This window comes from Furfurilactobacillus rossiae, from assembly GCF_013394005.1.
In the GTDB taxonomy this organism is placed as follows: domain Bacteria; phylum Bacillota; class Bacilli; order Lactobacillales; family Lactobacillaceae; genus Furfurilactobacillus; species Furfurilactobacillus rossiae.
This window is the reverse complement of the sequence record NZ_CP040586.1, coordinates 2,039,253-2,053,781: the sequence shown is the minus strand read 5'-3', so window position 1 is coordinate 2,053,781 and position 14,529 is coordinate 2,039,253. Positions and strand designations below refer to the sequence as shown.

The 14,529-nt window shown below is 42.9% G+C and carries 13 protein-coding genes and 1 tRNA gene; 9 read left to right on the top strand and 5 right to left on the bottom strand.

Annotated elements, in window-relative coordinates:
* The first annotated feature begins 463 nt into the window (after nucleotides 1-463).
* Entirely contained in the window at nucleotides 464-2,788 is a 2,325-nt protein-coding gene (locus LROSL1_RS09980; RefSeq protein WP_178914475.1) for a glycoside hydrolase family 65 protein, read from the top strand.
* Nucleotides 2,789-3,067: 279 nt separating this feature from the next.
* Here the strand turns inward: LROSL1_RS09980 and pnuC are convergent, their stop codons facing one another.
* The 4 genes from pnuC to LROSL1_RS09960 all read right to left on the bottom strand — a co-directional run bounded on the left by pnuC (nucleotide 3,068) and on the right by LROSL1_RS09960 (nucleotide 5,830).
* Nucleotides 3,068-3,835: a nicotinamide riboside transporter PnuC gene (gene pnuC, locus LROSL1_RS09975; RefSeq protein WP_017262196.1), complete on the bottom strand. Its 768-nt coding sequence runs from the start codon at nucleotides 3,833-3,835 to the stop codon at nucleotides 3,068-3,070.
* Between the two features lie 406 nt (nucleotides 3,836-4,241).
* The gene (locus LROSL1_RS09970) at nucleotides 4,242-4,463 is read right to left on the bottom strand and encodes a hypothetical protein (protein ID WP_017262197.1); all 222 of its coding nucleotides are present in this window, start codon (nucleotides 4,461-4,463) and stop codon (nucleotides 4,242-4,244) included.
* A gap of 140 nt (nucleotides 4,464-4,603) precedes the next feature.
* Nucleotides 4,604-5,428 (bottom strand): hypothetical protein, encoded by an 825-nt coding sequence (locus LROSL1_RS09965; protein ID WP_178914474.1) that lies wholly within the window; start codon nucleotides 5,426-5,428, stop codon nucleotides 4,604-4,606.
* A gap of 330 nt (nucleotides 5,429-5,758) precedes the next feature.
* A tRNA-Arg gene (locus tag LROSL1_RS09960) sits at nucleotides 5,759-5,830 on the bottom strand.
* A 344-nt stretch (nucleotides 5,831-6,174) separates the two neighbouring features.
* Here LROSL1_RS09960 and LROSL1_RS09955 point away from each other — a divergent pair.
* Both LROSL1_RS09955 and LROSL1_RS09950 read left to right on the top strand, forming a co-directional pair.
* A complete protein-coding gene (locus LROSL1_RS09955; RefSeq protein WP_178914473.1) occupies nucleotides 6,175-6,579 on the top strand; it encodes a MerR family transcriptional regulator in 405 nt (134 codons plus the stop codon).
* Nucleotides 6,572-6,898 (top strand): YrdB family protein, encoded by a 327-nt coding sequence (locus LROSL1_RS09950; protein ID WP_178914472.1) that lies wholly within the window; start codon nucleotides 6,572-6,574, stop codon nucleotides 6,896-6,898. The genes LROSL1_RS09955 and LROSL1_RS09950 overlap by 8 nt, the downstream gene beginning before the upstream one ends.
* 5 nt (nucleotides 6,899-6,903) lie before the next feature.
* On the opposite strand, the gene LROSL1_RS09945 is transcribed toward LROSL1_RS09950, so the two are convergent.
* A complete protein-coding gene (locus tag LROSL1_RS09945) occupies nucleotides 6,904-7,224 on the bottom strand; it encodes a DUF898 family protein (RefSeq protein ID WP_161001639.1) in 321 nt (106 codons plus the stop codon).
* Between the two features lie 163 nt (nucleotides 7,225-7,387).
* On the opposite strand from LROSL1_RS09945, the gene LROSL1_RS09940 reads away from it, so the two are divergent.
* The 6 genes from LROSL1_RS09940 (at nucleotide 7,388) to LROSL1_RS09915 (ending at nucleotide 14,519) form a co-directional block, all read left to right on the top strand.
* Nucleotides 7,388-8,206 carry an aldo/keto reductase gene (locus tag LROSL1_RS09940; protein ID WP_178914471.1) on the top strand — a complete coding sequence of 273 codons (819 nt, stop codon included), beginning with the start codon at nucleotides 7,388-7,390 and terminating at the stop codon, nucleotides 8,204-8,206.
* 235 nt (nucleotides 8,207-8,441) lie between these two features.
* Nucleotides 8,442-10,655, top strand: a complete 2,214-nt coding sequence (gene nrdD / locus LROSL1_RS09935; protein ID WP_178914470.1) for an anaerobic ribonucleoside-triphosphate reductase — start codon at nucleotides 8,442-8,444, stop codon at nucleotides 10,653-10,655.
* A complete protein-coding gene (gene nrdG / locus LROSL1_RS09930; protein ID WP_017262209.1) occupies nucleotides 10,597-11,178 on the top strand; it encodes an anaerobic ribonucleoside-triphosphate reductase activating protein in 582 nt (193 codons plus the stop codon). The genes nrdD and nrdG overlap by 59 nt, the downstream gene beginning before the upstream one ends.
* A 313-nt stretch (nucleotides 11,179-11,491) precedes the next feature.
* Nucleotides 11,492-12,535 (top strand): aldose epimerase family protein, encoded by a 1,044-nt coding sequence (locus LROSL1_RS09925; protein ID WP_178914469.1) that lies wholly within the window; start codon nucleotides 11,492-11,494, stop codon nucleotides 12,533-12,535.
* 254 nt (nucleotides 12,536-12,789) lie between these two features.
* Nucleotides 12,790-13,035: a hypothetical protein gene (locus tag LROSL1_RS09920; RefSeq protein ID WP_017262211.1), complete on the top strand. Its 246-nt coding sequence runs from the start codon at nucleotides 12,790-12,792 to the stop codon at nucleotides 13,033-13,035.
* Between the two features lie 50 nt (nucleotides 13,036-13,085).
* Complete coding sequence (locus LROSL1_RS09915; protein ID WP_178914468.1) at nucleotides 13,086-14,519, top strand: glycoside-pentoside-hexuronide (GPH):cation symporter; 1,434 nt, start codon at nucleotides 13,086-13,088, stop codon at nucleotides 14,517-14,519.
* The last annotated feature ends 10 nt before the right edge of the window (nucleotides 14,520-14,529 follow it).

The window sequence follows — 14,529 nt, the reverse complement described above, 5'->3', positions numbered from 1 at the left end:
CCTGAGGGTCTTCAACCTCGGCTTGGAACCGAAGACCACGTTTCCAAGCCCGTCCTGCAATTCTGCCCTCGACCGGCTTCACTCATGTTGTACTAAATTTAGCTAAATTTAAAGCTAAAAATAAGAAAATGGGTCGCAATTGAATCTGCTATTACATGCATGTGAGAGCGTCACCGTTGATACCGAGTCGTGAAGGTGGTGTTAATTCGAATGATTCTGTCGAATTTACAGCACGGACGGTTGGGAAGACTCGTGATCTTGCGAGGCTTCCCAGCGAGGTGAAAGACTGCGGTTTTAAGGCTTGAACCGGTCTCACGGCAAGCGTATCAACGGTGACAACCGGCAGTGATTAGTGCTTCGGCAGCACTATTCAATAGTTTAAAGGTAAAATCTTGCGCATATTGAAGCGGTTGCACTATGATAAACACGATGATAACGCTGATTTGTTGGAGATGTAATTCATATGGCAATAAGTGAGCAAAAACAGTCGTTTCAACTTCACTTACAGGATTTAACGAACCGTAATGCTTCATTCTTAGAGACCATCTACGCGTTGGCAAACGGACATCTAGGCGTGCGTGCCAGCAATCCATTACAGGGGAACCTGCGATTAGATGAAGGGATGCCTGGCTTATTTGTGAATGGCTTTTATGATTTGAGCCACATTACATATGGGGAATCATACGCGGGTTACCCGGAAAATAACCAAACCATCGCTCAGTTACCTGACCCACGATACCTCGTCATTGAGGTTGATGGAGAACGATCGGATCAAACGACATTTGCCACTCGAGTTGTGGATAAAAACCTTGATATGGAAACGGGGTTACTCAATGAATTGTTTGAGATAACCACACCTTCTGGAAAAATACTCCAGTTATCCTTATCGACGTTTGCGTCACAGGCTGATGATGGCATTTACTGTGTCAGCTACACCATTCGGCCGATTAACTTTAGCGGGGCGGTAAAGCTGTACAAACAGCACCCCTATATTGACCAGGTATTTACCAGGGACGGCGATATTCGTGCGGTGTCGCGAAATAACATTTTGGATCGGCAGTTTTTGAATGCGGACTTTCCGGCCATGCAGATCACGACACAACGGAGTCAATTGGGGCTAGTCCTTATGTGGCGTTATTTGGGCGAAGACTCCTTGGTTAAGTTTGACCGTTCGGACGGTATGCCCAAGTATGTAATGGATCTTGACCTCCAACAAGGGTTGGCAGAATCCTTTGACTTCGGTTATTCCGTTGGGCGGATTCACAGCCTAATGGATGTCGCGATGAACCACACGCAATACTTGAAAAACGCAAACGCACATCTGGAACATCATTCGTTTTCAACCTTGTTTACAGAATCTGCCCACAAGATGCAGGAGTTTTGGCACAATTCGGATATTCGGATTGATGGTGACCCAGAGACGCAAAAGGGGATTCGCTTTAATCTCTTCCATCTGCATCAGTCTGCTGGTCACGATGGGAAGACCAGCATTCCGGCCAAAGGACTCACCGGGGCAGGTTATGAAGGGCATTATTTCTGGGATACCGAAATGTTTATGCTACCGGCCTTCATTTATACAGACCCGCAAATGGCCCGGGCGTTGCTAACGTATCGTTACCATACGTTGGACGAGGCACGGCGTCAGGCTCGAGACTTTGGCTTGGACGGCGGGGCAATGTTTGCTTGGCGAACAATCAATGGGATGGAAGCGTCGCCCTACTTTCCTGCTGGTCTGGCGGCTGTGCATATTAACGCGGATATTGCGTATGCGGTCGCTGAATACGTGCAGGTCACAGATGATCAGGATTTCTTGGTAAAAATGGGATTTGAACTGATCTTGGAGACGGCGCGCTTCTGGCAGCGCTTCGGCAGTTTCGGTATTGATGGGCCTCAGGGCGGTAAGTTTGTGATTAATAAAGTGACTGGACCCGATGAATATTCGGCAATGGTGAATAATAATTATTACACCAACCGGATGGCTCAACACAATTTACGTTTAGCCGTTAGCTATGCTAAACAGCTTAAGAAGAGTCATCCAAGCAAGTTAGAAGAGCTTGGGGTGACCGAAAAGGAATTACAGTCCTTTACACACATTGCAGATAGCATGTACCTGCCGTTTGATAAAGAACTCGGTGTTAAGATGCAGGATGATGGTGCCTTTAACATAGAGATTTGGCCATTTGACCAGACGCCGCGGGATAATTACCCATTGTTACTTCATTACCACCCAATGCGTTTGTATCGCCATCAAGTCAACAAGCAAGCTGATACACTGATGAGTGACTTATTGTTCCCGGCTGATCAAGATATTGAACAGCTCAAACGTGATTTTGATTACTATGAGCCATTAACGACACACGATTCATCGTTATCGCGACCAATCTTTAGTATTCTGGCTCATCGAATTTTAGCGCATCACAAAGCGTACCGTTATATTGCCGAATCAATCCTAACTGATTTAAACAATAGTCAGGGCAATTCCCAAGACGGCGTGCATGTTGGCAACATGGGTGCTAGTTGGATGGAAATGACGTTAGGCGTAGCCGGCATGATTCGCGCTGACCGTGGCTTGGAGTTTCATCCACACTTACCGGTTCAGTGGTCAGCATTGACGTTCAAGATTCGTTATCGTGGCAGTCAGTTTGAAATGCACATCACACGTAATCAAGCGCACTTTAGCCTGATTGAGGGTGATCAGGTGACAGTTTACTGTGACGGACAGGAAGTGGCCTTAAGCAGCAAAGCACCAGTCAAACGGATGATGACCGTTAATTTAACGGAGAAATAGAATTGATATTAGGAGAGGGCGACCGGCTTTCTCAGATAATTCAAATGCGACGTTTATGGGGCTTTCTCATGAACGTCGTATTTTTTTAGTTAGATGAACAAAGGACAGTGCTTTGTTTCACACTCGCGGCAATTTCACCAAATTAAAACTGAAGTCTTATGCCCAAATCTATAGAAATAGCCGTAAATGGCACGAGAAAACCCCGACAACTTCAAAATTGCCGGGGTTCGTTCGATAAATTTAGCTGTGCGTTGCTCTATCTATGTGTTGATACGAAAACTAATTCTGGTGAACAGCTTCCATTTGTTCGAAGTAGGCTGTTTCTTTCTTAGCTTCAGCAGCTTGGTTCTTTTTGTTGTACCAAGGGGAGATAGTGAAAGCTAAGAAGTCATTCATCAAGTAGACAGAACTGTTAACAAACATGGCTAACGTAGCGTCACCTTGACGGAAGGAAACGGCCCACAAAACCATTTGGGCTAAACCAGACGCAACCCACCAAATGTATTGTTGTTTGAACCGCATGAAGCAGATGACACCGGCACAAGCGGAGATACTGAATGAAATGGCATCAATCCAGGGACGAGGGTCGTTGGTAACTGCGCCAATGACGTAACCGGAGATCCCGTAAACAACTAATGTAGCAATAATAGCAACTGTGGTACTGCGCCATGTAAATGAACGAATTTTGCTGACCATGTTTTTGTTCCAGCTTGGGCTTAGCAAAACTGGCAGGTCAAGTGTGGCCATGTAAACAATCTGTTCACCGATGGACAGGTAGTTTTTGGCAGAAAAACCAACATAAATAAAGCAAAGTGCTGATAATACACCAAGCAAACCATTAACACTCTTAGCTTGGTTGATGGCTAAGATACAAAGTACCCCAAGTGTCGTCCCGATGAACGTGATCAGACTAACCAAACTGAAGGGGTTTGAAACTAAGGTCATCACTTGGGCACCTAACGAAAAACCGAAGAGCCAGTATGAAGCCTTGTGCCAGCCAGTTAACTGGTGGCCGAGAAACTTAAAATAATTGGTAACGTGACGCATGAAAAGATCTCCATTCTATGATTTGTATTTGTGGCCCGGTAGAAGTAAAAGATTCAGGCCCGCAACGCACTGATAGATATGTTAGCACCCAGACCGTGGAAAACAAAATGCCTGTTAAACGCTTATTGTATGTAGCATGGGTTACCGGTACGTGGTGATTTGAGACCGTAATGGCGGCGTTGAGAGCTATTTTGTGGTGGACACAAGATGATGTGAAAACTTTTTTGAAAAATCTATATATTGTATATGAAAGTTGTGAAAATGAATGAAAACGATTTGCTATAATTTTTGAATTTCAACGGTAAAACCGTGTCAGAGCAAAGAAAAGGCTCCATAAAATGGCTGTGAAAGCCCATTTTATGGAGCCACAACATCTAGATGCCTCATTGAGGGGGGAGTGAGTCAACTAGATGAGTTGGAAACTAAGTTGTTGGTCGCGCAGTTTGAAAATCTGACCGAGATGGCTGAACCGCAATTGCAGGCGTTTAACGCCATCCAAGTTAGTGTCCAGAATTTCAATGCGGTAAGCGGCAGTTGGAGCCGGGTGAATCAGGTTAAATGTGATGTATTTACCTTTAGGGAAGTGAATGCTGTGATGGCCAAGTTCGTTATGGAAAATTGTAATCATAGTTATTCCTCCTTGTGTTTGCTAAGTATGAGTACGAGTTTAGCATGCGTTTTTGAGAAGGGGTAATTATGTGCCTGTGAGTTAAAAATATAGATATTCACTAGAAAGTATCGTAATCAGAAACTTAATGGGTTTAACGATTAGTCGTCATCCTGGGTGTGATCGTCATTTGTATCGACCGAGTTGTTATCATCGGATTGATTGTTTGATTCTGTATCATCTTGATCATCGTTGGTGTCGTTATCGCTGGACTGGTTATCGTTGTCATTAGAATCAGTGGTGCTATCCTGTTGATTATCGGAGTCACTGTTCTGACTATTGCTATCCTCACTGGAGCTATTACTTTCCTGTTCGGATTCTTCCTTTGCGTCTTGAGCGCCAAGATTTTCAGCACCAGCAGTTAAGTGGGCGAGTGCATCTATGTCCGATTGTGAATGAATCCATTCTTCAGCTAGAGCCTTTTTGGAATGAGTTTCGTTGGTAAAGGTGCTACTTGCGCCTTCACCTGAGGATGGTGCAATCGTAACCGAATTAGCATTAACAGAAATTAACTTGCAACTAGAATCTACTGTTCCTTGTGAGAGCATTTGTTGATGATTTTCAGGGTCAGTATCTAAACTAAACGACGCTAAATTGGTCGCACTGATACTATCGTTTGATGAATAATTCCAGTCCTGAATATAGGCAAGAACGTACCACTCATTGTCACTGAGTTTAGCAGCTAATTCCATACTCGAGTCTACGCTGGCGTTTTGATTACTTGAGCTGGAATTATTAGATGTTGCGGAAACGGAAGCAGACGAGCTATTTGAATTTGAGACTTTTTCTGAACCGGCCCTATTACTTTGTTTTGCACTTGAATTTGTGCGAACAGAATTCGTACGATGGCTAGTTGTGTTATTACTACAGCCGGCTAGAATAAGTGCACTTAATACCACAATACTGAAGGTCAATGTTTTTTTCATTATGAATCTCCTTAAAAGGTTAAGGCGTTTTGGTGTGCTCCTATGTTCACATAAATCTAATACTAATATGACCTAAAGTAATAATTCGAGCAAGTTTTGATGTCAAAGAAGCGTCATGATTGATCAAAAGGACATCTCGGAATTAAGCGTCGAGATAGAAAAATGCATTACATAGTTTACAAATATTTGTTAGCTGGTTTTCAAGGCAGTTACGCCTTTTATCTTTGCAACTGTGATAGATGGACTACATAAAAAAATTAAAAACAAAAACCGACATTTCAATGAGTCTGAAATGTCGGTTAATTGTGTTTATTCTATTAAAGCTTCCGATGCGCTTGGGGGGAATCGAACCCTCATCTCAAGAACCGGAATCTTACGTGCGATCCATTACACTACAAGCGCAAACCGTTTATACCAAACAGGTACCCTACTATATTAGCGAAAACGGTTCGGAAACACAAGTCTATTTAACCGATTTTCAATGGAATTGGTTGGTTCCCGGTTGAAAGGAAAGTTAGCTGCTTATGAATGGCCAACTATTTGTCAGTTTGTCTGCCCTATAAACGACAGTGTGCATTGATGTCAGTAAGCTCATTGAAAAGACTATCAAATTTCATAATTATGTTTTTAACGCTTTCTGTTGTTAAATATCTAAAAAATGTTGACGTAAATTGCTTGACCCTTGTCTGTACACTAATGTTATATTGAGCGCAATGTTAGTGCTGATGAATCGAAAGGGAAAGCAGATGAATATTGCTCAATTTGCTAAGTTAGCAGGCTGCACTGTTGAAACGCTAAGATATTATGACTGGGCCGAACTGTTTCAACCACTTCGCCGTGGAAGTGGGTATCGTGAGTATGCTCAGACTGATTTAGATGTCGTCAAAATGATTATTAATCTTCGTAAAGCCGACGTTGACGTTAAGACGATTAAACAAATAATGGTCCTTTTCAAAACGCCGGTGACAACGGCATGCTACGATGACACACTTTCATTTATTGCCGGACAAAAACAATCTTTTAAAGAAAAGGCCGAATTGTTTGCGCGGTTGGCAAAAATCACCAACACTCTGCAGTCACAGGTGATGAATGGCGAACCCTTAACTACGCTTCAAAGAACCTTGAAAAGGGCAGGTGAGGGAAATGCTTAAACTGGCAAACGATGGTGTTCGTTTTGTATTCGAACAGGCCACATTGCTATTGATTGTTTGGAGCGGTTTCAGAGGCAATTTAGTGAGTAAAGTGGTGATTGGCATTTTAATTCCCATTGTTGCCGTCATTTTTTGGACGCAGTATATGGCGCCAGCTTCTCCCAAACGTCTGACAGAAAGTCGTCGAATAATCGCCGAATGTGTTTTATTTGGCGGCACAGGTGTTTTGGTCGCCCAAAGGTTTAGTTCAAAATTGGCAATTGCCTACTTGATCATTATTACGATTAATACAATTTTGGACCATGCGTTAAATGCATAGTCGGCCTAGTTGATGAAACGCGTATTTTTGGCTTTCCAGTCATTTAGTTTGATGCGAACCCAGAAGCTATAAATGCCTAGCGTAATAATTGACAGCAACAGCCACTTAATCCAGTTTCCAAATAAACCAACGGCGGAACCGGTAAATTGCATTCGATGACCATCAATGACCGTATGATTGATTCGCCAACCGTAGAGCATCGTAATCGACCATGGATAGCAAATGCCTAAGGTGAAAAAAGTGACGAGAAAACCTAAAATTGACCAACCGATGTAGGCGAGTAAACCACCATCGAAGAAAGAATTACGACCATATTTCATTTCCATACTAGAAGCCTCGTGTTCATAATAATAGTTTAATAACTTGATTCTACTAATTCCAGATTGTGTTAGCAATGAGTTTCGCTGGATTCAGCCGACTTGACAGGTCGTAGGCAATCCGGTTTATGATAATCTTGTTTGAATGTGAAAACTAAGAAGAGGTGCACAGATGGGTCAAACAAAATTTGAATTACCTAAAGTCGGTTTTGGTACGTATCAGCTGACGGGCGAGACTGGTATGAACACGATTAAACAAGCCATTAATACAGGATACCGCCTAATCGATACGGCTATTAGCTATGAAAATGAAGGTGCAGTGGGTGCCGCCATTAAGGCCAGCGATGTCGATCGTGATCAGTTGATTGTGAGTTCAAAGTTGCCCGGCCGTGACTATCATCATGACGATGCGATTAGTGCCGTTCAAGAATCCCTGTATCGAAGTGGCTTAGATTACTTTGATTTATTTCTATTACACTGGCCCAATCCTAAACAGAATTTGTATGTGGAAGCTTGGACGTCTCTGATAGAAGCGCAACGTCGTGGGTATGTTAAGTACATCGGTGTTTCAAATTTCACTGGCGAATACATTGATCGTTTGCGAAATGAAACGGGAATTCAGCCGGTAGTCAATCAGATCGAACTTCATCCGTACTTTAATCAAGAAGCGCAACGTCGGTATGACTACGTAAATGGCATCATCACGGAAGCGTGGAGTCCACTAGGGCGTGCCTCGGCGATGTTGAAAGATCCAGTTTTGCAACAAATTGCTGATAAACATCAGTGTGGCGTTGGTCAAGTGATTTTACGCTGGGAACAATCATTAAATGTTGTGCCGTTACCTAAGGCAGCACACGTTGATCGTCAACGGGCAAACCTGAATTTGGATGCAATTGATTTAGACCAGGCGGACATCACTGCTATAAATCAACTCACTAAGCCTGATGGGCGGACATTCAATCAGGATCCCACGGTTTACGAAGAATTTTAAAGGTGTTGTGGTGGGATTTTGTAACACAAACGCAATAAACAAACGATAAAGCGAAAAAATGACAACCTGTTGTGCTACACAACAGGTTGTCATTTCGTTATCTAGGCAATTTTGTCTTTGAATCATTTAATTGCACACTATATATAGTTATCCACAGGATATCCACATACTACATATTGATTTAAAGCTCGTAACCAGTATTATAAAACTATCATCAATAAAAGGTTGTGAGCGAATGGAGAATGTTCAAATTACGAATCCCTTGGCAATTTTAAAATTATTGCCAGTTCAAAAACGCGGCGGGGCTGTGACTCAATTCTACCCCTATAAGATTGTGTTTGTCCTCCACAAATTGGTCAATGACGAAGATTTAATTAACGAAATTGAACATGATCTCGTGAATGCACTGCACGATTTAGAGATTATTCCAACGGCGGAAATTCATCGGGTTTTACATAATAGCTTATTGAAGCACGATCAAATGAAAGCCGCTGATGCCTATGAGGCCTATTTTAAGCATGATCAGGATCAATTCGCGGCGGCGACAAGTGTTGAGGCTCGTATTCAAAGGTTGTTTAGTCGGGATGCGGACGTGGTTCATGAAAACGCGAATAAGGACAGTCATGTTTTTAACACGCAGCGTGACCTTGAGGCTGGTGCGGCGAGTCGAGCTATTGGTTTAAAAATGCTACCAGATATTGTGGCTAAGGCTCATTTGCGCGGTGACATTCACTGGCACGATCTTGACTATTCACCAGTCACACCTGAAACAAATTGTTGCCTAATCGACTTTGATGAAATGCTGGCACATGGTTTTAAAATTGGTAACGCGTGGGTTTCATCGCCACATTCCATTCAAACAGCGACCGCTCAAATGTCACAAATCATTGCCAACGTTGCGTCACTTCAGTATGGTGGGTGTTCGGCAAACCGGGTCGATCAGCTACTGGCGCCTTACGCGCAACTGAATTACGACAAGCACATGGCAGATGCTGAACAGTGGGTCGCCGAAGATAAACGTGAGGATTACGCGCGTCAAAAGACGCAAAAAGATATTTACGATGCTATGCAGGCCTTGGAGTACGAAATTAACACGTTGTATTCGTCACAAGGGCAGACGCCATTTACAACGGTGAACTTTGGATTGGGAACTAGCTGGATCGAGCGCGAAATTCAACGGGCTATTTTACAGATTCGGATTAAAGGTCTGGGTAAAGAACACCGGACCGCAATTTTTCCGAAACTGATTTTTACCGTTAAACGCGGGCTCAACTTGAATCCACAAGATCCTAATTATGATATTAAGCAATTAGCGATTGAGTGTTCAACCAAACGAATGTATCCAGATCTCTTGATGTATGACAAAATCAAAGCGCTCACTGGCAGTTTTAAGACGCCAATGGGGTGTCGTTCTTTTCTCCAAGGATGGAAAGATGAAAACGGCGTGGAGGTTAACTCTGGCCGCATGAACTTAGGCGTGGTGACTGTCAACTTGCCACGGATTGCGTTGTCAGCACACGGCGACAAAAAGCTGTTTTGGGATATTTTTGAAGAACGCATGGCCGTTTGTCATACGGCACTGGCTTACCGAATTGAGCGAACGAAAGAAGCTAGGCCGGAGAACGCACCGTTACTCTATATGTATGGTGCGTTTGGCAAACGACTTAAAGTGGATGACGACGTTGATGAGTTGTTCAAGAATGAACGGGCGACAATTTCACTTGGTTACATCGGTATCTATGAAGTATGCACGACCTTCTATGGACCTAAATGGGAACAGAATCCTGAAGCGCACGATTTTGCTGAAAAGATTGTGGCCGCACTGCGTGAAAAGTGTAATCAATGGGCAAAGGAAAGCGGGTATCACTATAGTCTGTATTCCACCCCGGCTGAATCGCTGACCGACACGTTTGCCAAGGATGACATTGAGAAATTTGGTCGGGTGGCTGACGTGACTGACAAAGAGTATTACACGAATAGTTTTCACTATGATGTTCGTAAACACCCGTCACCGTTTGAAAAACTGACGTTTGAAGAAGTCTTTCCTAAATATGCGTCAGGCGGTTTTATTCATTACTGTGAGTACCCGAACTTGAAGCAAAATCCTAAAGCCCTCGAGGCCGTTTGGGACTGGGCCTATGATCACGTCGGCTATCTAGGCACTAACACGTCTATTGACCAGTGTTTCAAGTGTGGTTTCAAGGGCGAATTCAAGGCGACAGCCAAGGGTTTTGAGTGCCCACAATGTGGAAATCACGATCCACAATATTGTGACGTGGTCAAAAGGACGTGTGGTTATTTGGGCAACCCACAGCAACGCCCAATGGTTCACGGTCGTCACATTGAGATTACGTCACGAAAGAAAAACATGACTTCGGAGATGATTAAACATGCAGCAGCGTACGAAAGGACCAAACAATCCGACACCCAAAGAATGGCTCGCCAGTGAGCACAGTCTAGATTATGTGGCGGACTACAAACCGTTTAATTTTGTTGACGGGGAAGGGGTGCGTTGCAGCTTATACGTTAGCGGCTGCTTATTTCATTGTCCGGGTTGTTACAATGTGGCTGCACAGAACTTTCATTATGGGCATCCGTATACACAAGATCTAGAGGACCAAATTATCACGGATTTGAGTCAGGATTATGTCCAAGGTTTGACACTACTGGGTGGTGAACCCTTTCTCAACACACATGTTTGCATTCAGCTGTGCAAACGAATTCGTCGGGAGTTTGGCCACGATAAGGATATTTGGTCATGGACTGGTTACAAATGGAACGAATTGCTGAAGGACTCTGATGACAAGCTTGAGTTATTGTCGTTGATTGACATTTTGGTTGATGGGCGGTTCCTTGAGTCACAGAAGGACTTAACGTTGCAATTTCGTGGGAGTTCAAATCAGCGAATTATTGACGTGCCGAAGTCGTTAGCTCAAGACCAGGTTGTGATTTGGGACAAACTCGTTCGTTAATTGCTGATGGTTATGTGCATGTTGATTGTCGGCTGTAGTTGGAAAATCAATATGCACTCGTCTAGGGAGCGATTTATTGTTACGTTCTTCGGCTTTAATTCCCGTACTTCGCTTCTACGTTCGAGTTCTGTGAAACGATTGGTCAATAAAAAACATTTCAAAAGCTAGATGCTAATATGGCTAGTTTTTGAAATGTTTTTCTGTCGAGGCGGTTGTTTGAAAGAAGGAGTTAGTTAAATGTCCTTGAAACCGCTTCCATCAAAATCTATAATGGCTCTAGTAAAGTTTAGTAAAAATTGTGGAGGCATCCTTTATGAATTTTAGTCAGCAACCGTTTGGTAAATTGAGTGATGGTCGGTCAGTCGACCAATTAATTTTAAGTAATGATAATCAAGTATCATTACGTGTATTGACGCTAGGAGCAACGTGGCAAGGATTTGACGTGCCCGATGGCAACAATCGTAAGAATTTGTTGATCAGCTACGATCAACTCAAGGATTACGAAGCCACACCGTTTTATGTTTGTAAGACAGTTGGTCGGGTAGCTGGTCGAATCGGCCAAGCGACTTACGACATTGATGGGACGAGTTATCACAGTGATCAGAACGAAAACAAAAACACGTTACACGGTGGCCTACATGGCTTTTCTGACCGTGTTTGGCGGGTTGTTGGCCACCAAGAGACGAGCGACACTGTTTCCGTTACATTAGGGATTAGCGTTCAGGGTAGTGAAGATAATTTTCCTGGTGACATGGATGTTCTTGTGACCTATAGTTTGACGAATGCCAACCGAGCAACGTGGTCAATCACGGGTACAGCAACAGCCAAGACACTGTTTAACCCCACGTTACACACATACTTTAATGTGACGGATAACGAAGCATTGACGACGCAACAGTTGCACATTAACGGCAAGCAACGTGTTTTGTTGAACAGCGAAAAGGTTCCTACTGGTGAACTCAGTGATGCTACTGGTACAGCCTATGATTTCAGTAAGACGGGGACTGTGACGGATCATTTGGCTCAGTTGAAAGAAGAAAACGGTGGCAAGGAATTCGATGATGCATACCGTGTCAATGGGGATGAACATACGCCGATTGCAACGGTTAGTGACCCAGCTAGTGGCCGCGCTGTGGACCTGTATTCTAGCCGGAATGGCTTGGTGATTTTTACTGCTGACCCATTAGCTTATGATAAGGATGAGGCTTATCAGGCCAGCCATCCTTATACGGCCTTGGCGATGGAAGCACAATGGCTACCAGATGCCATTCATCACGATGGTTTTGGCGATGTTGTGTTACCAGCAAATGCGCCACAGACGTATAGCATCAGTTACCAATATCGGGAAATGAAATAGTTTAATTAGGTTAAATGACGTCCGTTTGATGTTCAGCAGTAGCTGATATCAAGCGGACGTTTTGTTTGTCAGTTGAAAAAAGAGACTAAAAAAGTTTAGTAAAAATATTTATAAGCTATGAAACTGATTGGGCAGGCAAAACAACCGGTTGCATAGCATTTGTATACAAAATCACATTGTTGAAACTTTTAGTAAAACTGTTATTATCGACTTTGAAATCGCTTACATAACTATTTTATTTGGAGGTTAGCAAGATGGCTGATAAGAATCAGAAAATCAAAATTGACCCTGATAAGTTTGCACGTGCAGTGCTGGGCGGTAATGCTCAACGCGAGGGCGAGGAAAACAAGTTGTACATCAAACGTCAATTGACGTTATACCTTGAATCCGTTTTACTCGTGCAAGATTTCAACGGTTTGGAAGAAACATCATTCGACATGGCAAAAGAAAAGCAACGTAATGCCATTCTCGAAAAAGTCATTGAGCGTCGCTATAACTAATTCGACAAACGAACGTTAAATTAGTCGAATGGAAAAAGGAGAACTTGAAAATGAATCAAGTTAAACAATATTTATCCTATGCGCTTGGGGCGTTCGGTCACGACGCATTCTATGCAACACTTAGCACTTATTTTGTTATTTTCGTTACTAGTCAATTATTTAGTTCAGGTAATCATGCAAATGATGCCAAGATGATCAGTGCTGTTACTCTTACCATGATGGTCATTCGGATTATCGAAATTGCATTTGATCCGCTTATTGGTGGGATGGTTGATAACACGCGCACTAAATGGGGCAAATTTAAACCTTGGTTAATGATTGGTGCGACTGTTAGTTCTTTGATGCTTATCTTGATCTTTACGGATTTTGGCGGTTTGACTGTTAACAAGCCAACGTTATATCTGATTCTCTTTGGAATAGCGTTCGTGATATTGGATATCTTCTATTCGTTTAAAGATATTTCCTTCTGGTCAATGTTACCTGCCTTAACTGTTGATTCTGGTAAACGTGCTCGTTTTGGGACGATTGCCCGTTTCGGTTCTACTTTAGGTGCACAAGGTGTCGCTTTGGTTATTATGCCAACAGTCACTTTGGTATCTGGTTGGTTCGGTGGCGCAAGAGGTCAACAAACCCAAATTGGTTGGGTTGGCTTCGCCGTTTTGATTGGTGCTGTTTCATTCTTAGGCGCATTAGCAACCGCTTTGGGAACTAAAGAAGAAGATAACATCATTCGTGAAAATACTGAAAAGGTTGGAATTGTTGGAATCTTTAAAGTGTTATTCAAGAATGACCAATTGATGTGGTTAGCATTGTCTTACTTTATGCTAGCATTTGGTTACGTTATCACTAGTTCATTATTCTTGTACTACTTCAAGTACGTTATGGGAAAGGCTGGATTATTCTCACTAGAAGGTTTAGTAACTGCCATCTTAGGGATCATCTCAGTTATCCTGTTTCCATTCCTGGAATCACTGATTAAACGGAAGGCAATTTATGTTGGCGGTATTTGCCTCATGTTAGTTGGCTACGTTGTCTTCATGTTTGCCGGCACTAATCTTTTCTTAGTATTGCTCGCTATTTCGCTGATTTTCTTCCCTTACCCAATGATTTTCTTAGCTGCTTTAATGACAATTACTGATTGTGTTGAATATGGTCAATTGCGTTTAGGAACCCGTAACGAATCGGTTACTTTAGCGGTTCGTCCATTGTTAGACAAATTGGCTGGTGCATTTGCTAACGGTATTGTTGGTCTTGCTGCGGTTCACGCGGGGATGATTGGTAATGCTAAACCAAGTAGCATTACGGCTACCGAAATGCTTCATTTCAAGACTTATATTTTCTACGCACCAATGGTGATGCTTGTCATTGCCGCTGTTGTTTACTTAACAAAAGTTACCTTGACCGAAGCTAAACATGCTGAAGTTGTTAAGGAATTGGAAAAGAAGCTTGGTGCGGATTCAGAAGATATCGCCAAGATTAAGTAATTAAAATGCA

Bases quoted from the DNA above. Each gene is read 5' to 3' on its own strand.
- LROSL1_RS09980 (WP_178914475.1), top strand. From the start codon at position 464: ATGGCAATAAGTGAGCAAAAACAGTCGTTTCAACTTCACTTACAGGAT.
- pnuC (WP_017262196.1), bottom strand. From the start codon at position 3,835: ATGCGTCACGTTACCAATTATTTTAAGTTTCTCGGCCACCAGTTAACT.
- LROSL1_RS09970 (WP_017262197.1), bottom strand. From the start codon at position 4,463: ATGATTACAATTTTCCATAACGAACTTGGCCATCACAGCATTCACTTC.
- LROSL1_RS09965 (WP_178914474.1), bottom strand. From the start codon at position 5,428: ATGAAAAAAACATTGACCTTCAGTATTGTGGTATTAAGTGCACTTATT.
- LROSL1_RS09955 (WP_178914473.1), top strand. From the start codon at position 6,175: ATGAATATTGCTCAATTTGCTAAGTTAGCAGGCTGCACTGTTGAAACG.
- LROSL1_RS09950 (WP_178914472.1), top strand. From the start codon at position 6,572: ATGCTTAAACTGGCAAACGATGGTGTTCGTTTTGTATTCGAACAGGCC.
- LROSL1_RS09945 (WP_161001639.1), bottom strand. From the start codon at position 7,224: ATGGAAATGAAATATGGTCGTAATTCTTTCTTCGATGGTGGTTTACTC.
- LROSL1_RS09940 (WP_178914471.1), top strand. From the start codon at position 7,388: ATGGGTCAAACAAAATTTGAATTACCTAAAGTCGGTTTTGGTACGTAT.
- nrdD (WP_178914470.1), top strand. From the start codon at position 8,442: ATGGAGAATGTTCAAATTACGAATCCCTTGGCAATTTTAAAATTATTG.
- nrdG (WP_017262209.1), top strand. From the start codon at position 10,597: ATGCAGCAGCGTACGAAAGGACCAAACAATCCGACACCCAAAGAATGG.
- LROSL1_RS09925 (WP_178914469.1), top strand. From the start codon at position 11,492: ATGAATTTTAGTCAGCAACCGTTTGGTAAATTGAGTGATGGTCGGTCA.
- LROSL1_RS09920 (WP_017262211.1), top strand. From the start codon at position 12,790: ATGGCTGATAAGAATCAGAAAATCAAAATTGACCCTGATAAGTTTGCA.
- LROSL1_RS09915 (WP_178914468.1), top strand. From the start codon at position 13,086: ATGAATCAAGTTAAACAATATTTATCCTATGCGCTTGGGGCGTTCGGT.